This is a genomic window from Dickeya dadantii NCPPB 898 (assembly GCF_000406145.1).
Classification (GTDB): Bacteria; Pseudomonadota; Gammaproteobacteria; order Enterobacterales; family Enterobacteriaceae; genus Dickeya; species Dickeya dadantii.
This window is the reverse complement of the sequence record NZ_CM001976.1, coordinates 1724015-1744982: the sequence shown is the minus strand read 5'-3', so window position 1 is coordinate 1744982 and position 20968 is coordinate 1724015. Positions and strand designations below refer to the sequence as shown.

21 protein-coding genes are annotated in these 20968 nt (G+C 55.3%); 10 read left to right on the top strand and 11 right to left on the bottom strand.

The window, feature by feature from the left end; genetic code table 11:
• Positions 1–2 precede the first annotated feature (2 nt).
• Complete coding sequence (locus DDA898_RS08180) at positions 3–839, bottom strand: transporter substrate-binding domain-containing protein (RefSeq protein ID WP_038910866.1); 837 nt, start codon at positions 837–839, stop codon at positions 3–5.
• Between the two features lie 289 nt (positions 840–1128).
• Between DDA898_RS08180 and DDA898_RS08175 the strand changes: the two genes are divergently transcribed.
• Positions 1129–2046 carry a DMT family transporter gene (locus DDA898_RS08175; RefSeq protein WP_038910865.1) on the top strand — a complete coding sequence of 306 codons (918 nt, stop codon included), beginning with the start codon at positions 1129–1131 and terminating at the stop codon, positions 2044–2046.
• A gap of 53 nt (positions 2047–2099) precedes the next feature.
• Here DDA898_RS08175 and DDA898_RS08170 read toward each other — a convergent pair whose 3' ends face one another.
• Together DDA898_RS08170 and DDA898_RS08165 are read right to left on the bottom strand one after the other, a co-directional pair.
• Positions 2100–2528: a hypothetical protein gene (locus DDA898_RS08170; protein WP_033111772.1), complete on the bottom strand. Its 429-nt coding sequence runs from the start codon at positions 2526–2528 to the stop codon at positions 2100–2102.
• A gap of 85 nt (positions 2529–2613) precedes the next feature.
• On the bottom strand, positions 2614–3519 hold the full coding sequence (locus tag DDA898_RS08165; RefSeq protein ID WP_438830419.1) for an AraC family transcriptional regulator: 906 nt from the start codon (positions 3517–3519) through the stop codon (positions 2614–2616).
• A gap of 359 nt (positions 3520–3878) precedes the next feature.
• On the opposite strand from DDA898_RS08165, the gene DDA898_RS08160 reads away from it, so the two are divergent.
• Positions 3879–5027, top strand: a complete 1149-nt coding sequence (locus tag DDA898_RS08160) for an iron-containing alcohol dehydrogenase (protein WP_038910863.1) — start codon at positions 3879–3881, stop codon at positions 5025–5027.
• Positions 5028–5165: 138 nt separating this feature from the next.
• Complete coding sequence (locus tag DDA898_RS08155) at positions 5166–6257, top strand: alpha/beta hydrolase (RefSeq protein ID WP_038910862.1); 1092 nt, start codon at positions 5166–5168, stop codon at positions 6255–6257.
• A gap of 89 nt (positions 6258–6346) precedes the next feature.
• Here the strand turns inward: DDA898_RS08155 and DDA898_RS08150 are convergent, their stop codons facing one another.
• The 4 genes from DDA898_RS08150 to DDA898_RS08135 are packed head-to-tail and all read right to left on the bottom strand — an operon-like array spanning position 6347 to position 10322.
• On the bottom strand, positions 6347–7348 hold the full coding sequence (locus DDA898_RS08150) for a transketolase family protein (protein ID WP_038910860.1): 1002 nt from the start codon (positions 7346–7348) through the stop codon (positions 6347–6349).
• Entirely contained in the window at positions 7348–8193 is an 846-nt protein-coding gene (locus tag DDA898_RS08145; RefSeq protein WP_038910859.1) for a transketolase, read from the bottom strand. The genes DDA898_RS08150 and DDA898_RS08145 overlap by 1 nt, the downstream gene beginning before the upstream one ends.
• 15 nt (positions 8194–8208) lie before the next feature.
• Positions 8209–8958, bottom strand: a complete 750-nt coding sequence (locus tag DDA898_RS08140) for an SDR family NAD(P)-dependent oxidoreductase (RefSeq protein ID WP_013317389.1) — start codon at positions 8956–8958, stop codon at positions 8209–8211.
• 41 nt (positions 8959–8999) lie between these two features.
• Positions 9000–10322: an MFS transporter gene (locus DDA898_RS08135; RefSeq protein ID WP_201765900.1), complete on the bottom strand. Its 1323-nt coding sequence runs from the start codon at positions 10320–10322 to the stop codon at positions 9000–9002.
• Between the two features lie 314 nt (positions 10323–10636).
• Between DDA898_RS08135 and DDA898_RS08130 the strand changes: the two genes are divergently transcribed.
• Positions 10637–11557 (top strand): LysR substrate-binding domain-containing protein, encoded by a 921-nt coding sequence (locus DDA898_RS08130; RefSeq protein ID WP_038912493.1) that lies wholly within the window; start codon positions 10637–10639, stop codon positions 11555–11557.
• Positions 11558–11693: 136 nt separating this feature from the next.
• Here the strand turns inward: DDA898_RS08130 and DDA898_RS08125 are convergent, their stop codons facing one another.
• Positions 11694–12281: a TetR/AcrR family transcriptional regulator gene (locus DDA898_RS08125; protein WP_038912492.1), complete on the bottom strand. Its 588-nt coding sequence runs from the start codon at positions 12279–12281 to the stop codon at positions 11694–11696.
• A gap of 85 nt (positions 12282–12366) precedes the next feature.
• Here DDA898_RS08125 and DDA898_RS08120 point away from each other — a divergent pair, with 85 nt between their 5' ends.
• The 6 genes from DDA898_RS08120 (at position 12367) to DDA898_RS08095 (ending at position 18271) form a co-directional block, all read left to right on the top strand.
• Complete coding sequence (locus DDA898_RS08120) at positions 12367–13269, top strand: SDR family oxidoreductase (protein ID WP_038910857.1); 903 nt, start codon at positions 12367–12369, stop codon at positions 13267–13269.
• Positions 13270–13659: 390 nt separating this feature from the next.
• Positions 13660–14577, top strand: a complete 918-nt coding sequence (locus DDA898_RS08115) for a metal ABC transporter substrate-binding protein (protein WP_038912491.1) — start codon at positions 13660–13662, stop codon at positions 14575–14577.
• Positions 14574–15470, top strand: a complete 897-nt coding sequence (locus DDA898_RS08110; RefSeq protein ID WP_038900886.1) for a manganese/iron ABC transporter ATP-binding protein — start codon at positions 14574–14576, stop codon at positions 15468–15470. The genes DDA898_RS08115 and DDA898_RS08110 overlap by 4 nt, the downstream gene beginning before the upstream one ends.
• A complete protein-coding gene (locus tag DDA898_RS08105; RefSeq protein ID WP_038910856.1) occupies positions 15463–16320 on the top strand; it encodes a metal ABC transporter permease in 858 nt (285 codons plus the stop codon). The genes DDA898_RS08110 and DDA898_RS08105 overlap by 8 nt, the downstream gene beginning before the upstream one ends.
• 1 nt (position 16321) lies before the next feature.
• Complete coding sequence (locus DDA898_RS08100; protein WP_013317383.1) at positions 16322–17149, top strand: metal ABC transporter permease; 828 nt, start codon at positions 16322–16324, stop codon at positions 17147–17149.
• Positions 17150–17338: 189 nt separating this feature from the next.
• Positions 17339–18271 carry a LysR family transcriptional regulator gene (locus DDA898_RS08095; RefSeq protein WP_038910855.1) on the top strand — a complete coding sequence of 311 codons (933 nt, stop codon included), beginning with the start codon at positions 17339–17341 and terminating at the stop codon, positions 18269–18271.
• Here DDA898_RS08095 and mdcH read toward each other — a convergent pair.
• The 3 genes from mdcH to DDA898_RS08080 are packed head-to-tail and all read right to left on the bottom strand — an operon-like array spanning position 18255 to position 20763.
• Positions 18255–19163: a malonate decarboxylase subunit epsilon gene (mdcH, locus tag DDA898_RS08090; protein ID WP_038910854.1), complete on the bottom strand. Its 909-nt coding sequence runs from the start codon at positions 19161–19163 to the stop codon at positions 18255–18257. The genes DDA898_RS08095 and mdcH overlap by 17 nt on opposite strands.
• A 1-nt stretch (position 19164) precedes the next feature.
• Entirely contained in the window at positions 19165–19785 is a 621-nt protein-coding gene (locus DDA898_RS08085; protein ID WP_438830418.1) for a malonate decarboxylase holo-ACP synthase, read from the bottom strand.
• 18 nt (positions 19786–19803) lie between these two features.
• The gene (locus DDA898_RS08080) at positions 19804–20763 is read right to left on the bottom strand and encodes an AEC family transporter (RefSeq protein ID WP_013317378.1); all 960 of its coding nucleotides are present in this window, start codon (positions 20761–20763) and stop codon (positions 19804–19806) included.
• Between the last annotated feature and the right edge of the window lie 205 nt (positions 20764–20968).

The following is a 20968-nucleotide window of genomic DNA, read 5'->3' as shown; positions in this document are numbered from 1 at the left end:
ACTTATTCCAGCGGTTCAAATTTCAGGCTCGACAACGGCTGCACACGCTCTTCGCGCACCATTTTGTATTCGGTGTTCGGCCCAATCCAGCTCTCCCAGATTTTGTCGATGGTTCCATTGTCATCCATGGTTTTCAGGCTGGTGTTGACGGCAGCCAGCAGTGCCGGTTCGTCACGTTTCATGCCCACGCCAATCGGTTCCAGCGCCATTGGTTCTTTGATCATCGCCAGTTCAATACCGTCTTTTTTCGCCTGTGAGATCATCTTGATACCGGTCATCATATTGGTGACAAATCCCACCGCTTTGTTTTGTTCCAGCGCGAGAAATGCGGACGCTGAATCCTGGAAGGTAACCGCTTTACCGCCTTTAAGGTTGATCGACTGCTCAGACGTGGTTCCTTTTGTCGCGCTGATGCGTTTGCCTTTGAAATACTCAAGGGTTTTATCTGCGTTCTCTTTCTTCACCAGCAACATCTCTTTAGCCACGTAGTACGGATCGCTGAACTGGATTTGGTTACCGCGGGTTTTCGTGTAGGCCAGATTGGCGATCAGCACATCGGCGCGCCCGGTAACAATCACGGCAATGCGGGCTTCTACCGATGTCGGCACCAGCACCAGCTTCAACCCCATTTGCTTCGCCAGCGCATTGCACAGGTCGACATCCATTCCCACCAATTGACGTGTGTTCGCATCCGGTGATGAAAACGGGGGAACATCAGAATAAACCGCACACTTCAACTCCCCCCGGGCAGTCATATCGGCCAGCAGGTCCGCCTGCGCGCCAATGCTGGTGAATAAAACCGACGACGCCAAAACGGCAGATAATTTTTTTACTGTCATGATGTTTCCCCCAAAGTGTTAATGCTTTGAATACACGACTTTTTATTACCGGAGCGGCCCAGTACGGCAGCCCGTATTCTCTGGAATATACGGACTTTGCGGTTAACGGCATAAGAGGGAAACCCTGTCGCGAGATACACAATTTATATGACCACTATCACGCCCCACAGGCGGAATCCGGTAATAAGAAAAGATTATTCGGACAGAGGGAAATTATCTTATCAGTGCACTTTACCGGCGTTTTAAGGTGAGGGCTCATCTACACCGGTAGGTTGTAAAAGGTAAGACAATGAATGCCAAACTTGGGATATTGCTGAAAATAATGTCAGCGCTGTGTGCGACATTAATGCTGGCCTGCGTCAAAGGCCTACACGGCGCCATTCCCACCGGAGAAGTCATTTTTTTCCGCTCATTCGTCGCCCTATTTCCACTGTTGTTGTGGTTAAAACTACAAGGCAGTATTAGAGAAAGCATCAAAACGCAAAATATTTTCGGCCATGTTATTCGCGGTTTATCCGGTACTGGCGGTATGTATTTCAACTATCTGGCACTGATTTACATCTCGCTGGCCGACGCCACGGCCATCAGTTATGCCGTACCGCTATTTACCGTTCTCATGGCCGCGATATTGCTGAAAGAGACAGTACGCTTTTATCGTTGGCTGGCGGTTCTGGTCGGCTTTAGCGGCATTGTGATTATGCTGTCGTCAAACCTCACTCTCGGTCACACGTTATGGGCATCCGGCTTCACCTTTGACGACGCCGCGCTGGGAACGCTCTTTGCCTTGCTTGCGGCACTCTGTTCCGCCACATCAAATGTACAAATTCGCTTCCTGAATGGCGTCGAAACGCCGGGGGCGATCGTTTTTTATTTTTCGCTGATGACGACGCTGATTGGCCTCTCGACCACATTTTGGGGCTGGGCACGTCCTGTTGGCGGGCAATGGGCGTTGCTGATTGGCTGCGGCGTATTTGGCGGGCTGGCGCAAATTCTGGTCACGCTCAGCCTGCGCTATGCCGACGCCTCACTACTCGCACCGTTTGATTACACCACGCTAGTGTGGTCGATGGTGATAGGTTATTTGTTTCTCGACAGCTTACCCGGCAACGCCACCTTGCTTGGGGCGTCGATTATCGTCATGGCTGGGATCTTCACGCTGTGGTGCGATCAGCGTCAACGCAAAAGGCCGATAATCCGCGCGTTATAACCATGATGATGCATCGTCATTGATACAGCCCCTTTTACCGAGCGAACCGCGTACTATGCCAGCGTGATCTGCTGAATATTAAGATGGTGCGATAGCTCGCGCACAATGATCAGGTAGCTGATAAAGCCCGTCTCATCCGGGAATTCACCATCACGCCAGGGGCTGCCGGAAATAACATCCGCCACCCGGTTGAACACGTTCTCGATTTGTTGCTGAGTCAACATGTCATGGCTGCCGGCGCTACGCGCTATCTCTTTAAGATAATGGTCGGCGGAAGAGAAATGTTGCGCTACCTGACGTAACGCAGGTGCTGACTGAAGCAGGTCTTCAATAGCGGCGATCGCCATTTCCACGTCATAAGGCGACGGGATGTTGTGGTGGAAAAACTGGCGAGCGATGGCGCGGTATCCCATCGGCAAGGCGAGATCGGGGGTGGAAAACCGTACATGCTCTTCGCCGATAGTGAACGACTCATTCATCATCGTGATTCCTGAAGCAGACATCGAATGACCGGAACAATAACGCTGATTAATCGGAAAAGGAAACTCTGCCCCTGGTTTTTGTGGCTTATCTGGCTCTCCGGGTGAGGAGCCCTCCCCCCTCAGGATCAGCCTTGCGCCGTAATCCTTCTATGTCACGCTTTGGCGGCGCGCCGAAAAGACGCGTGTACTCACGGCTGAATTGTGACGGGCTTTCATAGCCGACGTCGAAGGCCGCGCTGGCCGCGTCAAAATCCTCATTCAGCATCAGGCGTCGGGCCTCATTCAACCGCAGCCACTTTTGATACTGCAAGGGACTCATGGCAGTAAGCTGCCGAAAGTAATGGTGCAGGCTTGATGTGCTCATCTGCACATAGGCCGCAAGCTCATCAATCCTCAATGTGGCGGTGTAATTCATCTTCAGCCAGTCGATGGCCCTGGCGACCCGATGCCCCTGGCTTCCCACCGAGGCAATTTGCCATAACCGCGCGGCCTGATCGCTCATCAGCAGGCGATAGTGAATTTCCCGCTCGATCAGCGGTGCGAGCACCGGGATTGAGCCGGGCTCATCAAGCAAATCCAGCATCCGCCTGAAGGGTTCAATCAACACCGGCGTGACCGTACCGATGCCAATGCCTCTGTCATTTACCCGCGCGGTGGGCAACGGCAGACTGCCTTGTGCGATCAGCTCCGCCATGATGCGAAGGTCAAACTTCATGGTCAGCCCCAGGCAGGGTTTTTCCGGGCTGGCAACGTCCACTTGCGAATTGGCCGGGAGATCCAGCGACGTAATCAGAAAACGCCGGGTGTTATAAGAGTAAGCCTCGCCGCCCACCAACATTTGTTTTTCGCCCTGAACCACGAGAACAATGCAGGGCTCGACCAGACAAATGGCCGGCGGCATCAGAGCTTCTCGTCGATAGAGCGTGAGGCTCGGAATCGGGGTCGCACAATCGCTCTGGCCAGCGGTCCATCGCCCGATAACCTCAACCATCGCCTCACACGTCGCGTCGACCGCGTCGGCGTCGTACCGTCCTCTCTGTTGCTGCTGATGCGGCATACCTCGTCTCCCGTCAGTGTCTGTATGCAGCATATCCCCCCAACACGAGCGCGCCAATCGCCAATCCCGGCAGTTGGAGAATCAGGCAAGAAATGCGGAGTATCTGTCTATCGATGGGCGAACAAAATCACGAAAAATGCATTCGGCAAGCGCATTAAACGGTCAGCGCAATCCCGGTCATCCCTCAGAACGTGTTTTCGCTCCGTTCCGGTGTGTGTCGATTCAATCCGCTCATCCCCTCAGCCTGTGTCCGGCGGTCAAATGAGCAACCAGACAGATTCAAAGGACGTACTATGGAAAACTTCACTTTCTTTAACCCGACCCAAATCGAATTCGGCGTCGGCAAAGAACAGCAGATCGGCCAGCATCTGGCCGATCACGGCATTAACACAGTGCTGCTCTGCTACGGCAGTGACCGTATCAAACGCGACGGTCTTTTCAACACCGTCAGCCAGAGTCTCGCCGGGCAAGGCATCGAACTGGTCGAATGCGGCGGCATCGTCAGCAACCCGGTTATCTCGACGGTGCGGGAAGGCATTGCGCTGGCAAAAGCGCATCAGGTCGACGCCATTCTGAGCGTCGGCGGCGGCTCGGTGCTCGACAGCGTCAAGGCCATCGCGGCGGGTGTGCGTTACGACGGCGATGTCTGGGACTTGTTTACCGCTAAGGCGCCCGTCGAGTCGGCGCTGCCGCTGTTCGCCATCCTGACGCTGGCGGCAACCGGCAGTGAAATGAACCCAGGCGCCGTGGTCACCAATGACCAAACCCAGGAAAAATTCTTCATCTCGTCGACCGCACTGTTCCCCAAAGTCTCCATCGTCAACCCGGTGCTGATGCAGGGCGTACCTCGGGACTATCTGGTGTATTCCGCATCGGATGTCATCGCCCATTTGATCGAGGTGTACTTCACCGCCACCGTCCATCCCCACCTGCAATCACGGCTGGTTGAATCGCTTATCAACACGGTTATCGAAACCACGGAAGCCCTGCTTGCCGATCCAGCGGATTATGGCGCCCGCGCGCAGTTCGCATGGGCCGCGACATTAGCGTTGAATGGTCTGACTTTTTCCGGCACCGCGGGCTTTAGCTATCCCAACCACGCCATCGAACACTCGCTTTCCGCACTGTTCAACGTGCCGCATGGCGCGGGTCTGTCGGTGGTAGTCCCGGCCTGGATGAAATGGTACATCGGCCGTAACCCGGCGCAGTTCGAACGATTTGCCCGCAACGTCTTTGGCGTCGATACCGGCGAGCAAGGCATTGCCGCACTGGAGAGCTGGTTCAACACCATCGGCACCCCCACTCGCCTGCCACAGCTGGAGATTAAAGAAACCGCTCTGCCCACCATCGTTGAAAACGTACAGAGCAACGTCCGCCTCTTCGGTATTGCCGACACTTATCCCCCGGAAGTCGTGACCGCCATTCTGAAGAATGCGTTGTAGTTGTTGAGTCGTGATACCACCGCCGATAAGGCCGGTGGTGTCTTAAACATACGCCATTACTCTGCCGGTGGGTCCTCACGGTCTCCATCGCCAGAGTATGGTTCGCATCAAGCCGCTATAATCCGAGAGGTAATCCGCATGAACCGCCCGCGTTCCCGCAACACGTTGATTCAAAGCGCTATCGCTATTTGTGTCACGGTGCTATTGACCAGCGCTCAGCCCGTGCTGGCACAGACGCCTTCCTCGTCAGCCAATGGCGACGCCCTGCAACTGACCCAGACATGGGATAAAACCTTCCCGAAAAGCGATAAAGTCGACCATCGAAAAGTCACGTTCAAAAATCGTTACGGCATCACCCTGGCTGCTGACCTGTATCTGCCGAAAAACCGCGGCGACCAGCGACTGGCCGCGCTTGCTATCGGCGGCCCGTTTGGCGCGGTAAAAGAGCAGTCATCCGGTCTGTATGCACAAACCCTGGCCGAACGCGGCTATGTCACGCTGGCCTTCGACCCGTCCTATACCGGAGAAAGCGGCGGAGAGCCTCGCAATGTGGCCTCACCGGATATCAATACCGAAGATTTCAGCGCCGCGGTCGACTTTCTCGGTTTGCAGCCTTTTGTCGATCGCAACCGTATCGGCATCATCGGCATATGTGGTTTCGGCGGCATGAGCCTGAACGCCGCCGCCGTGGACAAGCGGATTAAAGCGGTGGTCACCACCAGCATGTACGACATGTCGCGCGTGATGTCTAAAGGCTATTACGATAGTCGAACCGGGCAACAGCGCACGCAGATGCTGGAACAAATGAGCCGGCAGCGCTGGGTGGATGCTGAACAAGGTTCTCCGGCCCCAGGTCCAAGAATCCTGCCTGAAACGCGGGAAGGCATCACCGACCCGGTCGTTCGCATGTACTTCGACTACTACCGCACGCCTCGCGGCTTCCACAAGCGTTCGCCGAACTCCAATGGTGCCTGGACGGCCACCATGCCGCTGTCGTTCATGAATATGCCGCTGATGACCTACATCAACGAAATATCGCCGCGTCCGATTTTGTTAATCGCCGGTGAGAACGCGCATTCACGCTACTTTAGCGAGGATGCCTACAAAGCGGCGGCGCAGCCGAAAGAACTGATGATTATCAAAAATGCCGACCATGTCGATTTGTACGACCGTCTGGATAAAATTCCGTTTGATAAGATTACTGATTTCTTCAGCAAGAACCTGAAATAACCACCACATTGCCGCCGTTTTTAGCGGCGGCAATGCTTTGGTTTAAGGCGATCTGTTACTTAAACCGATATGTTGTTTAAGACGATATGTTATTTAAGACGAGATTTGATTTTTTCGACCATCATGGCCGTTGAAATACCATAACGATCGTGCAACGTCGGCAACGCCCCGGCATGCAGGAACGCATCCGGCAGGCCGACGGTATCAAATTCCGTGCGCACGCCGTTGCGCATCAGCAAAGCGGCGACCGCTTCACCCAGGCCGCCGACGCAGGTGTGGTTTTCCGCGGTAATCACCAAACGTCCCGGTTTTGCAACCTGCGCCAGAATGGTTTTTTCATCGAGAGGTTTAATCGTCGGCACGTGCAGCACCGCGACACTGACGTTATCTTTCTGCAATTTATCCGCCGCGTCGAGCGCGCGCATGGTCATAATACCGGACGATATAATCAGAACGTCTCTGCCGTCTTCCAGCAGTTTGGCCTTGCCCAGCTCGAACTTATAGTCGTACTTATCGAGAACCACCGGCACCTTGCCGCGCAGCAGGCGCATATACACCGGCCCGTTGTGGTCGACCATCGCCGGCACGGCCTGTTCAATGTCGATAGCGTCGCAAGGGTCGATGATGGTCATGCCAGGAATGCCTCGCATAATCGCCAGATCCTCCGTGGCCTGATGGCTTGGGCCGTATCCCGTCGTCAGCCCAGGCAGCGCCGCACAAATTTTGACGTTAAGACCTTCTTCCGCAATCACCTGATGAATAAAATCATACGCGCGCCGCGTGGCGAAGACGGCATAGGTGGTGGCAAAAGGAATAAACCCTTCTTTCGCCATGCCGCCGGCGGCGCCCATCAGCAACTGTTCCGCCATTCCCATCTGGAAAAAACGCTCCGGGTAGGCCTGGGCAAAAATATGCAGGTCGGTATATTTGGACAGATCGGCGGTCATGCCGACAATTTCGGGGCGCGTTTTCGCCAGTTCGACCAGTGCATGACCGAAAGGCGCGGAGCGGGTTTCCTGACCTTCATCCGCAATAGATGCAATCATCGCGGACGTGGTTAAACGTGGCTTAGGTTGTGTGGCCTGATTCATCACTGTACTCCTTCCGGTTTGTTCGCATCCAGCACCGCTATCGCTTGCTGCCATTCATCCGCATCAACGCGGATAAAGTGATTTTTGTCGCGCGTTTCCAGGAAGGGCACCCCTTTCCCCATCAGCGTGTCGCACAGAATGACGCGAGGCTGCTTTTCCGGATGATTTTTTGCATTATCAAACGCGTTAACCACAGCCGGCACATCGTTGCCGTCCACCCGCTGCACATACCAGCCGAAAGACGCCCATTTATCATGCAGCGGCTCAAAACCCAGAATGTTGATTGAATTTCCATCCGCCTGCTGACGATTGATATCCACGATATTGATCAGGTTCGATAAACCGTAATGCGCCGCGGACATTGCCGCTTCCCAGGTCGATCCTTCATCCAGTTCACCATCGGACATGGAATTGATCACCAGCGAAGTACTCTGCTTCTGCCTCAGACCCAGCGCCATCCCCACGGCGATACTAAGCCCCTGCCCTAACGATCCGCCGGATATTTCCATCGCCGGGGTATACGTCGCCATACCGGACATCGGCAGGCGGCTATCATCGGAACCATAGGTTTCGAGTTCTTCTTGCGGAATAATGCCCGCTTCAATTAATGCGGCATAATAGGCGATAGCGTAATGCCCGTGAGACAGCAGAAAACGATCGCGGTTTTCCCATTCGGGTTCTTCAGGGCGATAATTCATGGTGTGGGCGAACGCGGTAGCCAGCACATCAGCATAGCCCAACGCCTGACCAATATATCCTTGCCCCTGAACCTCGCCCATACGCAACGCATAGCGACGAATACGCCATGCCGCCGCCGCTACTTTCTGAATATCTGATTGCAACATAACTCAACCCTTACATTAATGGATTAACATTCCGCCATTCACGTCCAACGTAATGCCCGTGGAATACGATGAAAGATCGCTGCCCAGGAAAAGCGCCGCGCGGGCAATATCGATGGCGTCGCCCAGCCGATTTAACGGAATGCCGGCCAAAATATTGTGTTTCATCTCATCTGATAATTTACCGGCGGTAATGTCGGTCTGAATAAGTCCCGGGGTGATGCAATTGACACGCACATTATCAGGGCCCAGTTCACGCGCCATGGCTTTTGCCAGACCCAGAACGCCGGCTTTGGCCGCGCTATAATGCGGCCCGCCGAAAATGCCGCCGCCGCGCTGCGCGGACACCGAGGAAATGCACACGATGCTGCCTGACTTTTGAGCGCGCATGGTGGGAATAACCGCCTGAGACATCAGCAACGTGCCCCGTAAACTGACATCCAGCACCGCATCATAATTCTCGCGTTTAATATCCATCGTTTTAATCGGTTGTGTAATGCCGGCATTATTAACCAGAATATCGATACGGCCATATTTTCCGAGTACCTGTTCAATCGCCGCATTAACCTGTTGCTCGTTCGCCACGTTTGCCGCAACGCCCAGATGCGGCGCCCCCAATATATCCGCCGCATTCTTACTGGCTTGCGCATCTAAATCGAGAATAACCACTTTCGCGCCATTCTCAGCAAACAGTTTGGCGGTGGCGAAGCCCAAACCGCGTGGGGAGGCCGCACCAGTAATAATGGCTACTTTATCTTTGAGTAACATAATTTAACTCCAGTTTTTTAGTTCATGAACATCATCATGTATTATCTTGGCTCATCAATTATCAAAATTAATACCAGTCCAATTGCTGCGCATATACCGAAATAAGTGAATACAGCATTAAAGTTCCCGGTGTAATCCAATAAAAAACCAGCCAGCATAGGAGATACAAACCCACCAAGGTTCCCACCGCTGTTAATAATCGACGCGGCAATCGGATAGGTTTTTTTATCAGCAACAGCCATGCCGTACGCTGTGAATGCAGGCCAGCCGATATTGAGACAAAGCCCGACAAAGAATAACCCTGTGCAAACCGCGACAGTACTTTGTGGGATATTAAGCATGATTAACATCATGATGACGGTGCTGATAGCGGTAAAAATCATCGTCGGTTTTCTGCGGCGACCAAGCAGCTTGTCAGAAACATAACCGCCGAAAATCGCACCGATGAATCCCCCAATGCAGGGCATGCTGGCGACCAACCCCATACTCATAAAGTTAAAGCCTTTCTCCTTAACCAGATACATAGGGATCCATGTCAGTAAGCCATACAGGACGCTGACCATCATGAAATACGCAAGGCAATCGCCCAATATATTTTTCGAGGTGAAAAGGCCTTTTACCGAGCTAATCGGCGCTAGCTCTTTCACGCGGATTAGTTTATCCAGAGAGGTAAACTTATCTTCAATAACAATGTTCTGTCTTCTGGTGTTTACATCGCCATGATCGGTATTGATATAAGCCAATTCTGCTTTGGAAACAAAATGACTCTCTGACGGTTTGGACTTAACCAGCAAATACCATGCTATTGCAACAGCAACGCCTGGAATAGCGAATGAAAAAAAGACCCACCGCCAGCCCCAGGTTAACGCAATCCAGACGGCCACCGGCGGTACAAGAATAGGAGCAAACATGGTTGCGGCGATATAAACACCCGTAGCCGTCGCTTTTTCTTTTGCCGGAAACCAGTTATTGATAGTCGACGCCAGTCCGACCGGGCACGGCCCTTCTGTTAACCCCAATCCCAACCGAATGAATTTCAAACCTAAGACCGAGGTCGCGGTTCCCATCAACCACGTAAATGCAGAGAATCCAAATATGGATAGCGATACCAGCCCGCGAATACCTTTTTTGGCAATAAAAAAACCGGCAGGAATTTGACTCAGTGCATATCCCAGAAAAAACATACTGGCAATGGCGCCTGCTTCAAAGTTGTTGATGTGAAACTCAGTAATGATGAAGGGAAGTACCGCACCGATGTTTGTACGATCAGCATAATTAATCGCATACACAATAAATATTAAAGCAAGAACAACATAACGATAATTTGTCTCTTTGGTCTTAATGTAGGGTACTGATTGTTCCATACGTGACATAGCGTGGACCTCTTTGTATGAACAACTGTTTTTATTAATAAAATTAAAATCACTGCATTTAATCTTCGTCACTCAATATAACTACCGACATAAAAAACAAAATATAAAAAAACTCATTTAACACTGAGAAAAATTTGATTCACGAATCGCATCACAAAAAAAACGTGATCAGCATCGCTGTTTTATCAATTGTCGCACTATTAAGATAAACGTGCTTATCATCACAATTTCACTCATAAAACCAACATATTTTCCACCAATCTCAATAGAATCATGACATTAGAATGAACAGGCAGGGTTTCAAAATGAGTAGTAATGAAGCATCAAAATTGCCCTTACCTTCTCTACGGAATATCCAGGCATTTCTTGAGGTAGCAAACACGCAAAGTATTAATGTTGCTGCTGAAAAATTGAATATTACCGCTTCTGCCGTCAGTCATCAGATTGCTACGCTCGAAAAGTTCCTGAATAAAAAGCTTTTCATTCGCAATGGAAAGGGCGTCACGCTGACAGAGCATGGAGAGATTTATCTAAGAGAGGTTTCCGGGGCGATCAGTATTATCGGTAGAGCAACGGACAAAATGATTAATGAATCGAGCAATGAGATTCTGCGAGTACACTCATCCCCCTCCTTCGGCATGATTTGGCTGATGCGTCGGTTAGGTAAATTCAGGACGTTGCACCCGGATATTACCATCAATCTTACCTGCTCTTATGAGAACCTCCAGTTTGCCCGCGACAATATCGACATTGATATCCGGCACGGTATACCTGACTGGGATGCATACAGAGTCATGACGATTAAGAATGAAAGACTAAAAGTCATGGCCTCGCCGGACTATATTAGTAAAAACCCAATAAACCACCCCGAGGAAATTCTTAATCATAATCTTATTTACTCTTCAACCACGCTGGCTAACTGGGATAAATGGTTTTCTTACTGTGATATAAAATACGCACGGCCTGGTTTTAACCTGAGTTTTGATCGTTCTTATATGAGTTTTGAAGCAGCGAGAATGGGGTTGGGGCTGATTCTTGAAAGCTCCATGATGGGCGAAGAGTTTCTCAAGAGTGGTTCTCTGGTGCAGGTTTTCCCACGAGAATTTGAATACCCCGTTAATGCGCACCATATTGTCATGCCGCACATTAACGAGCGTACGCATAAAGTGAAGGTCTTTATTGAATGGATGCGGCATGAACTGGCTATTGATGGCTATGTTTTATAATAGGTTCAGAAGCGCCGCTGTTGTTGCCGCAGTGTTCTGTACGCCATGGCAACAAACGGGTCTAACAACCACCGCGCGAAAGGCGCCCTCAATGTACGCGGTCGCCGTCAGCGCTATTTTTTATTCACGATTCCTTTTACGTTGCAGCGGAGACCTCCGGCCACACCAGCATCGCAACGGCGATCATACGCTCCAACTCGTCCAGACTCGCCCCCGCCGGCGGCAAGCTCACCACCGCTTGCATCACGCCGAGGAAGTGCCAGGCTAACGCATCAACGTCCGCGTTGGCGGGAAGTTCACCGGCGGCGATAGCTTCCCGTAACAGATTCACCAGCACATCGCGTTGCCGGCTCATCCCCTCAAGCACCGCCTCCCGACTCGCCGTCGGCAATTCGGCAAACTCAGCACAACTTCTTGACAGCAGGCAACCTGGGGGACGCGGCGGCGATGCCGGCAGTAGCTCACGTAACAGCGCATTAAGAGTTGCGCGGGCAGTGACGCCTTCGGCCGAATGCATACGTCGCATTAATCGGTCGGTATACGTCGCCAGTACGACCTGAAACAGGCCATCCTTATCCTGAAAGCGCTGATACAGGCTTGAACGCGACAAGCCCGTCGCTTCTGTCAGCACATTAATCGATGTAGCCGTGTAGCCATGACGCCAGAACGCATCCAGAGCGGCATCAATGACAGCGGCTTCGTTGTACTGCGGTTTTCCACTCATCTGAATAATCTCACTTGACAACATGGAACGATCGTTCCAGTGTTAATGGACCGTTCGTTCCATAATACACCCACGAGGTTCCGCCATGCCCGACTATTTATCTTCTTTACCTTCATTATCTTCACAGACACGAAAACCGCGCCTCGCCCTTGCCGGCGCCACGGGACGCGTTGGTGCTACGCTAACTACCCGGCTTGCAGCCGATCCGATAGACGTCGTCGTGCTTACCCGCAATCCCGAAGCGGCGCGTTTGCCCACCGGTATCAGTGCGGTTAAGGTCGACTTCAGGCACGAGGACAGGCTTCGCGACGCCCTGCGTGGCATCGATCGGCTGTTTATCTCTCACGGCACGTCAACCGAACAAGTTGCCAATGAGATTGCGCTGATCGACGCCGCAGTCGCCGCCGGCGTTCGCCACATCGTCAAGCTATCCGCCCTCGGTCCCGCGACCCGGCTGCTTCCCATCGCCTGGCATATGCAGATTGAAGCGCATCTGGCACAGCAGCCGATTGCCTCAACCGTTTTGCGCCCCACGGCGTTTAGCGATGTGCTCAAGCGTCTGGGGCCGCTTATTGCCGCCGGCTCCTGGACTGGCGCTGCGGGCAATGGGCGCGTGAACTTCATCGACACCCGCGATATTGCCGACGCGGCACGCATTGCACTGCTCGAAGAGATCGAACCTGAATCGCAACGGGTGTATCACCTGACAGGCCCGCGAGCATGGACGATGGCCGACATTGCGGCCGAACTAACCCGCCTGCTTGGCCACCCCGTTACCTATGTCCATCTTTCGCCCTCGCAGCAAAGAGAGGCGCTGCTCGGGAGCGGACTTTCGCCATTCACAGCCGATCTGCTAATCGGGCTTGATCGTCTGTTTCGTGAGTCTGCGATCGGCGAAACGACGTCGACAATCGAGGAAATGACGGGAAAAGCCCCGCGTTCGCTGACCGAGTGGCTGACCGACAATCTGACCATATTTCAGAAGTAGCCACGCGCTATATTGCAAGATGCCGCCGCTATCGGGAGCGTAACGCATCGCCTTTCGTGCATAGCACGGTTTGGTTATGGTGCTCACATCAAGGATTGGCCGCTGGTCAGTTGGCCGAATCCCCACTCCTTGACCGAAGACCGTGTGATGCACATTTTATATAACCCCAGCCTACGCCCCCGGTCTGGCACACCCATGACGAAGCGCTGTGGAACGCGCAGGAAACGCATGAAACTAAAACCATTTACCCCTAAAACAATTTACTTCGTGGTGTTATTGAGGTGTTAAATGTAGTCTGTTAACATAGCCCCGGATTTAAATGAAAATGGTTATCATTATCATTGTTGGGAGAGTGTTATGTTTACGGCCTTTCAGGGTTCTTTGAAAACAATGCGCAAAACGCGGTTATCCTTCCCGTTTCCCTTTTCCGCCGCTCCGTTGCTAGCTGCCCTGCTGGCGCTGCTGTTCGGTTTTTCGCTACCGGCGACGGCAAAACTCAAGGTGGTTACCACCTTTACCATCATTCAGGATATCGCCCAACATGTTGCCGGCGATGCCGCCACCGTCGAATCGATCACCAAACCGGGTGCGGAAATCCACGACTACCAGCCCACGCCGCGGGATATCGCCAAAACGCAGTCGGCAAACCTGATTTTGTGGAATGGCCTTAATCTGGAGCGCTGGTTCGGCCGGTTCTTTGAAAACATTCAGGGCGTGCCTTCCGTGGTCGTCAGCGAAGGCATCACGCCCATCGCGATCAACGAAGGCCCTTACAACGGCAACCCGAATCCCCACGCCTGGATGTCACCAAACAACGCATTAATTTATATAGAGAATATCCGGGCAGCGCTGGTGAAATACGACCCGGACAACGCGGAAACCTATAACCGTAACGCCAAAAATTACGCCGCGCAGATTATGGCGCTGGATCAACCGCTGCGCGCACGACTGAATAATATTCCGGCCGAACACCGTTGGCTGGTGACCAGTGAAGGCGCCTTCAGCTATCTGGCGCGCGACTACGGCCTGAAAGAACTGTATCTGTGGCCAATCAACGCCGACGAACAAGGCACGCCGCAGCAGGTGCGCCATGTTATTGATGAAGTGCGCCAGCACCAGATTCCGGTCGTGTTCAGTGAAAGCACGGTATCGGATAAGCCGGCACGTCAGATCAGCAAAGAAACCGGCGCGCGCTATGGCGGCGTGCTGTATGTCGATTCGCTGTCGACCAAAGACGGCCCGGTTCCCGACTACATTTCGCTGTTAAAAACCACCGTAGACACCATTGCAAAAGGCTTTAACCAATGACCCGGCACGCAGAAGACGCACAACTGACCGTGCAGGACATCACGGTCACCTACAACAACGGCCACACCGCCATCCATAACGCCAGTTTTCATCTCCACGGCGGCACTATTTGCGCGCTGGTGGGGGTCAACGGCAGCGGAAAGTCAACGCTGTTCAAAAGCATCATGGGCATCGTCCGCCCCACCACCGGCAGCGTGTCGCTCAACGGTCTGCCCGTCAGGCAGGCGCTGAAAAGCAATCTCATTGCCTATGTGCCCCAGACCGAGGAAGTAGACTGGAACTTTCCGGTGCTGGTTGAGGATGTGGTGATGATGGGGCGCTACGGCAAAATGTCGCTGTTTCGCATTCCGTCAGCGGAAGACAAAAAGCAGGTGGCGCTAGCGCTGGAGCGCGTTGGCATGGCGGATCTGCATCAACGCCAGATCGGCGAACTGTCCGGCGGGCAAAAGAAGCGGGTGTTTCTGGCGCGCGCGCTGGCGCAGCAGGCGCAAATCATCCTGCTGGACGAGCCGTTCACCGGCGTTGATGTGCAGACGGAAAACGCGATTATCAAGCTGCTGAAAACGCTGCGCGAAGAGGGCCACCTGATTCTGGTCTCCACCCATAACCTCGGTAGCGTGCCTGAGTTTTGCGATCAGGTGGTGCTGATCAACCGCACCGTGCTGGCGGTAGGCCCGACGGAAAGCACCTTCACCCACCCGAATCTGGAAAAAACCTTCGGCGGCGTGCTGCGTTATTTGCGCCTGTCAGGGCAACAACTGCATCAGGACGCCGATGCCCGCGAGTTGACGGTGCTGACGGACGACGAACGTCCGGCGGTCTTTTACGGCAAGGGCAGCCTGACGCCGCCCCATCGCTCATCCGCGGATGAGGAGGATAAGCGCCATGATTGATGCGTTGCTGGCGCCCTTCCAGTATGAATACATGGTCAAAGCCATCCTGATAAGCGCCGTGGTCGGCGGCACCTGTGCCTTTTTGTCCGCCTACCTGATGCTGAAAGGCTGGTCGCTGATGGGCGACGCGCTGTCGCATTCGGTGGTGCCGGGCGTGGCCGGGGCGTATGCGCTGGGGCTGCCCTACGCCGCCGGCGCATTTTTCGCCGGCATTCTGGCGGCGCTCGCCATGACCTTCATCCGGCATCTGACCCGCATCCGCGAAGACGCGGTGATCGGGTTTATCTTCTCCACCTTTTTTGCCGCCGGGCTGTTGATCATCTCGCTAAACCCGACCGCGGTGAACGTGCAGTCGATTATTTTCGGCAATATTCTCGGCATTGCGGATGAAGACATCCTGCAGGTGGCGCTGATTATCGGCATTTCGCTCATCGTGTTGTGCTTTATCTGGAAAGATCTGTTCGTCACCTTTTTTGACGAAATCCACGCCAGAACCATCGGCCTGTCGCCGCTGCGGCTGAAAATCATCTTCTTCACCCTGCTGAGCGCCTGCACCGTCGCCGCGCTGCAAACGGTGGGCGCCATTTTGGTGATCGCTATGGTGATTACGCCGGGCGCCACCGCCTGGCTGCTGACCGACCGCTTCCCGCGGCTGGTGCTGATCGCCATTGCGCTCGGCACCGTTACCAGCGCGGTGGGCGCCTGGCTGAGTTTCTTCCTGAACGGCGCCACCGGCGGCATCATCGTTTCATTGCAAACGCTGATGTTCCTGCTGGCGTTTGTTTTCGCGCCCCGCCACGGGTTGCTGGCCGCCCGTCGTCAACGCCGCCTGGCAATGATGAGGAAATAATATGGAATGGTTGACCTTGTTAGCCGAGCCCTTTGCCTTTCCGTTCATGGTCAAAGCTATGCTGGCGGCAGGCGTGGTCGGCATGGTGTGCGCGGTGCTGTCCTGTTTTATGGTGCTCAAAGGCTGGTCGCTGATGGGCGACGCCGTTTCTCACGCCGTGCTGCCCGGCGTGGTGCTGGCCTGGCTGGCGGGCATCCCGCTGGCGATCGGCGCGTTCGCCTCCGGTCTATTCTGCGCGCTGGCTACCGGCTACGTGAAGGAACGCTGCCGCATCAAAGAAGACACGGTGATGGGGATTCTGTTTTCCGGCATGTTCGCCGTCGGTCTGGTGCTGTTTTCTCGCGTCAATACCGAACAGCACCTGAGCCATATCCTGTTCGGCAACGTACTGGGGATCACCCGCTACGAGCTGCAACAAACGCTGGTAATCAGCCTGCTGGTGCTAGCCGTGGTTATCATCAAATGGCGCGATCTGGTGTTGTACTGCTTTGACCCCACGCAGGCGCAAATCTGCGGTCTGCCGGTAAAACTGCTGCATTATGGTCTGTTGACGCTGCTGTCGCTGACCATCGTCGCCGCGTTGCAGGCGGTCGGCGTGATTTTGGTGATCGCCATGTTGATTACCCCCGGCATTACCGGGTTTGTACTGTGCAAACGCTTCGGCGCTATGATGCTGGTGGCGGTGACCAGCGCGACCTTCTCGTCGGTTTTCGGCACCTGGCTCAGCTACTTCCTTGATGGCGCGACCGGGCCGTGCATCGTGATTATCCAGTCGCTGATTTTTATCATCGCGCAGTGCGCCGCGAAAATGCGAAAACCGCAGCAGTGACCGGGTGTGGCCCGCGTTTGGCGGGCCTCACTCTACGGCAGTTGGCGACCGCAACGGTGAAATGGCCGCCAGCCGCCGCCGCGCATCACGCGAAACATCGCCCGATTCTCCTTTTTCCGCGCTTTGCGGGTACAATTCCCTGACGGTTACCCCATTCACATCCACGCGCTATCACGCACTGAGTCCGATATGTTAAAAGACGGCGACATCACGTTCCGCAAGCTTGAGATTTTCAAAACATTCATGGAAACCGGGAATATCACCCGTACCGCCGAACTCCTCGGGCTCAGCGGCGTCAGCGTGCATCGTGCGTTGCATACGCTGGAGGAAGGGGTACGCTGCCCGCTGTTTATCCATAAAGGGCGCAATCTGGTGGCGCTGCCGGCGGCGCATACGCTGCTGGAATACAGTCAGGAAGCGATGCTGCTGATGGAGCGTGGGCTGGAGGAAACCCGCAAGACCGCGGGGGTCGGTCAGGGGCGATTGCGCATCGGCACGCTGTATTCGCTGACGCTGGAAACGGTGCCGCGCCTGATTATGGGCGTCAAGCTGCGCCGCCCGGATCTGGAGCTGGATTTGACCATGGGGTCGAATCAGCGCCTGCTCGCCATGCTGGATGACCAGCAACTGGACGCCATCCTCATCTCGCTTTCCGACAACACTATCGACCGTAACCAGCTGGAATTCCTGCCGCTGTTTGAGGATGACATTTGTCTGGCGGCGCCGGCCGCAGCGAAGCTGGATACCCGCCAGCCGGCCGATCTGCGCGACTTCCACCACCAGCGGTTCGTGTCGCTGTCCGAAGGGTTCGCCACCTATGCCGGTTTTCAGGAGGCGTTTCACATCGCCGGGTTCGAACCGGAGATCGTCACGCGGGTAGACGACATTTTCTCCATGCTGAGTCTGGTGCAGGCCGGCGTCGGTTTTACCCTCATCCCCGAGCGGATGAAAAAAGTGTACGAGAACGATGTGCAGTTGCTGAAACTGGCGCCGCCCTATCAGATGCGCCAGCTCATCGCCATTGTGTTCGCCCGCAACCGCGAGCATGACCCGAATCTGCTGGCGCTGGTGGCGGAAGGCCGCATGTACGCCCGCAGCCTCAACGCTACTGCTGTGCCCTGAGCTGATCGGCGCGGTGCACCACCACATCGATACCGCTGCGTTCCAGCGAAAACGCCTCGCCACGACTAAACGCCTGCTTCGCCAGGCAGGTCAACACGCCGCCCGGCGGCATCTCAATCGCCAGCCGAACATCGCGCTCTTCAGCCGCCACCATCGCCTCGTGCCAGCGCACGGTGCGCGCCATGTTTAGCGCCAGGTCGTCCGCGATGCGTTCCGGTTGCCAGATTGCCCGGGCGGAACTGCCGCTCAGGTAGCCGCATTGCGGAGGCGACAGCGACAGCGAAGCAAACGCCGCCGCCAGCTGTCTGGCAGGCGCATCCAGCAACGCACAGTGCGACGGCACGCTAATCTGCAACCGTTGCGCCCGGCTGGCGCCGCGTTGCAACGCCCGTTGCGCCACCCGCGCCATGCACTCGTCGCTGCCCGCGATCACGATTTGCCGCTCGGCGTTCAGGTTAGCGAGATACGCACCGCTGTCGACCAGCAACGTCTCCACCTCGGCCTGACTCAACCCCATGATGGCGGTGAGGCCATATCCCTGCGGATAAGCCTGTTCCATCAGGTCGCCGCGCAACGCCACCAGCCGCAGCGCGTCGTCAAAACGGAGCACGCCGGCGGTCACCGCCGCCGGAAATGCGCCAATCGACAAGCCGCTGACCATGTCCGGCATCACGCCGCGTTCCATCAGCGCTCTGGCCCAGGCCACGCCCGTTATCAGCAGGCACAGCTGTACCGCGCGGGTATGGCGCAGCGCCTGCGGGCTATCGAGCTGGTGAACCTCGTCGCCCAACACCGCTCGCGCTTCATCCAGTACGGCGGTATCGGACGGAAGCTGTCGCAGCATGCCGACATGCTGCGCCCCCTGTCCGGGGAAGGTAAACAGAATCTTCATCTCACCTCTCCATTGACCACGGATCGCTTACCCGTCGCGGCCCGCGGTCGGTTTTCAACAGCGCCTGTCCGTCTCTCAGCCATTCGGCCAGCGCGAAACCGCCGTGGGGCGTTTCCACTTGCGTATCGGCCCGACACAGCCGCGACGACGATAGCTGGCGTTGCCAGTCCGCCAGCGCGTCGCGGTCCAGCGCCTGAGGCGCGCGAATCAGCACATCCAGATCGCTGTCGGCATGCAGCACCGGCATCTGGGTCGCCAGCGCGTATCCCGTGCCGCCGGTGATGCCCCACTGCCACGGCCAGTGCTGCTGCGCCAGTTGAATGGCGACCTGCACCGGCGGTTGCGACACAAACGGCGAATGCAACAGCGACGGCAGATCGCACAGCATCTCCGGCGTCACCACCCGAACCATGCTCTCTGCCGTCACCCACCCGGCGGCACGCTGGTCGCGGCGCAGGCCGCGCACCCCGACCGGAATGCGCCCGGCCGGGTCAACGTCACGCCGCACTACCACCGGCAGAGCCGGCCGCCACTGGCTGTCCACCCAGGGCGCATCGATACCTTCCAGCGCCTCGCGGGACGTCAGCCATAACAGATCGTGCGGACGTGTCGTTACCATGATTCAAACTCCTGATGTTGTTCAAATTCCTGACGTTAACGTAATAAATAGCGGCAGCGACAGGATACAGAGTACCGAGCTTAACAGCAGCACCGCTTCCGCATCCGGCGACTGCACGCCAAACCGGTTACCGAACACCACACCGAAAAAGCCGGCGGACAGCGCAATCATCAGAATCGCGGTGATCGCCACCGAACCGTGCAGTCCCAACACCAGTACCACCGCCCACGCCAGCGCCGGCTGAATCAGCAGCTTGGTCAGTACCGCGGTAGTGACCACCAGGTTGATTTTCAGCTGACGCGCCGAGAGGATCACCCCGGTCAGGAACAGCGCGGTGGCGGTAGCGGATAACCCCAGCGGCTTGATCGACGCCAGCAGCAATTCCGGCATGCGGATACCAATGGCGGACAATACCACGCCCAGCAACGGCCCCAGCACGATCGGCTTTTTCAGCGAGCGCCACATCAGCACCGGCAGCATCGCCAGCGTGGAGGTCTGACTGCCGCCGGAGGCACGCGCCTTTTCACGTTCCAGAATCAGCAGGCAGAACGGCGTCATCAGCACCGAACCACAGGCGATAGACACCGCCACCGACAGCGACGTGGCCGAACCGTCACCCAGCACGCTGCCGAGAATCGGCAGGCCGAGCGCCGCGTAATTGGGCAGCGCCACGGTGAGCGTCAGCACGGCTGCGTCCTGCGGCGTTTTATGGAACACCTTAACGGCCAGAAAATAGATGGCCGCATAGGTTATCCACATCGCCAGCGTCAGCACCACGATCAGCGGAGACTGCTGGACAATGCCGGACCAGGGTGTTTGCACCGTGGCGCTGAACAGCGCCGCCGGCAGCGCAAAATCCATGACGAAAATATTGAGCAGCGCAACGTTCTTGTTATCCACCATTTTGGCTTTGCCTGCCCAGAACCCCAGCAGCATGATGATAAAAATCGGCGCAAGTGCATGAACAATTACATAAGTCATATCGTATTCACCTGTAATAAAAGAGTATGAGTTCCAGCGCGATGGTTATAGTTTTCAGGCAAAGGGCGTCTGCGGGCGCCCGATGACGCCCGTTGCCCTTTTCCGGCAGGTCTCTTTATTGGCTTACCGATATATCGGTGGCCGCCGCCCTTATCGACGAGCAGGCTGACCACCGCATAGTGGCGACTGATACGCGAGTTATGGC

Excerpts from the sequence above, each read along its gene's own strand:
- DDA898_RS08130 (WP_038912493.1), top strand. The coding sequence starts at position 10,637 with ATGAGTAGTAATGAAGCATCAAAATTGCCCTTACCTTCTCTACGGAAT.
- mdcH (WP_038910854.1), bottom strand. The coding sequence starts at position 19,163 with ATGAAGATTCTGTTTACCTTCCCCGGACAGGGGGCGCAGCATGTCGGC.
- DDA898_RS08095 (WP_038910855.1), top strand. The coding sequence starts at position 17,339 with ATGTTAAAAGACGGCGACATCACGTTCCGCAAGCTTGAGATTTTCAAA.
- DDA898_RS08080 (WP_013317378.1), bottom strand. The coding sequence starts at position 20,763 with ATGACTTATGTAATTGTTCATGCACTTGCGCCGATTTTTATCATCATG.
- DDA898_RS08150 (WP_038910860.1), bottom strand. The coding sequence starts at position 7,348 with ATGAATCAGGCCACACAACCTAAGCCACGTTTAACCACGTCCGCGATG.
- DDA898_RS08145 (WP_038910859.1), bottom strand. The coding sequence starts at position 8,193 with ATGTTGCAATCAGATATTCAGAAAGTAGCGGCGGCGGCATGGCGTATT.
- DDA898_RS08180 (WP_038910866.1), bottom strand. The coding sequence starts at position 839 with ATGACAGTAAAAAAATTATCTGCCGTTTTGGCGTCGTCGGTTTTATTC.
- DDA898_RS08155 (WP_038910862.1), top strand. The coding sequence starts at position 5,166 with ATGAACCGCCCGCGTTCCCGCAACACGTTGATTCAAAGCGCTATCGCT.
- DDA898_RS08175 (WP_038910865.1), top strand. The coding sequence starts at position 1,129 with ATGAATGCCAAACTTGGGATATTGCTGAAAATAATGTCAGCGCTGTGT.
- DDA898_RS08140 (WP_013317389.1), bottom strand. The coding sequence starts at position 8,958 with ATGTTACTCAAAGATAAAGTAGCCATTATTACTGGTGCGGCCTCCCCA.
- DDA898_RS08125 (WP_038912492.1), bottom strand. The coding sequence starts at position 12,281 with ATGAGTGGAAAACCGCAGTACAACGAAGCCGCTGTCATTGATGCCGCT.
- DDA898_RS08170 (WP_033111772.1), bottom strand. The coding sequence starts at position 2,528 with ATGATGAATGAGTCGTTCACTATCGGCGAAGAGCATGTACGGTTTTCC.
- DDA898_RS08105 (WP_038910856.1), top strand. The coding sequence starts at position 15,463 with ATGATTGATGCGTTGCTGGCGCCCTTCCAGTATGAATACATGGTCAAA.
- DDA898_RS08120 (WP_038910857.1), top strand. The coding sequence starts at position 12,367 with ATGCCCGACTATTTATCTTCTTTACCTTCATTATCTTCACAGACACGA.
- DDA898_RS08160 (WP_038910863.1), top strand. The coding sequence starts at position 3,879 with ATGGAAAACTTCACTTTCTTTAACCCGACCCAAATCGAATTCGGCGTC.
- DDA898_RS08100 (WP_013317383.1), top strand. The coding sequence starts at position 16,322 with ATGGAATGGTTGACCTTGTTAGCCGAGCCCTTTGCCTTTCCGTTCATG.
- DDA898_RS08135 (WP_201765900.1), bottom strand. The coding sequence starts at position 10,322 with ATGGAACAATCAGTACCCTACATTAAGACCAAAGAGACAAATTATCGT.
- DDA898_RS08115 (WP_038912491.1), top strand. The coding sequence starts at position 13,660 with ATGCGCAAAACGCGGTTATCCTTCCCGTTTCCCTTTTCCGCCGCTCCG.
- DDA898_RS08110 (WP_038900886.1), top strand. The coding sequence starts at position 14,574 with ATGACCCGGCACGCAGAAGACGCACAACTGACCGTGCAGGACATCACG.
- DDA898_RS08165 (WP_438830419.1), bottom strand. The coding sequence starts at position 3,519 with ATGGTTGAGGTTATCGGGCGATGGACCGCTGGCCAGAGCGATTGTGCG.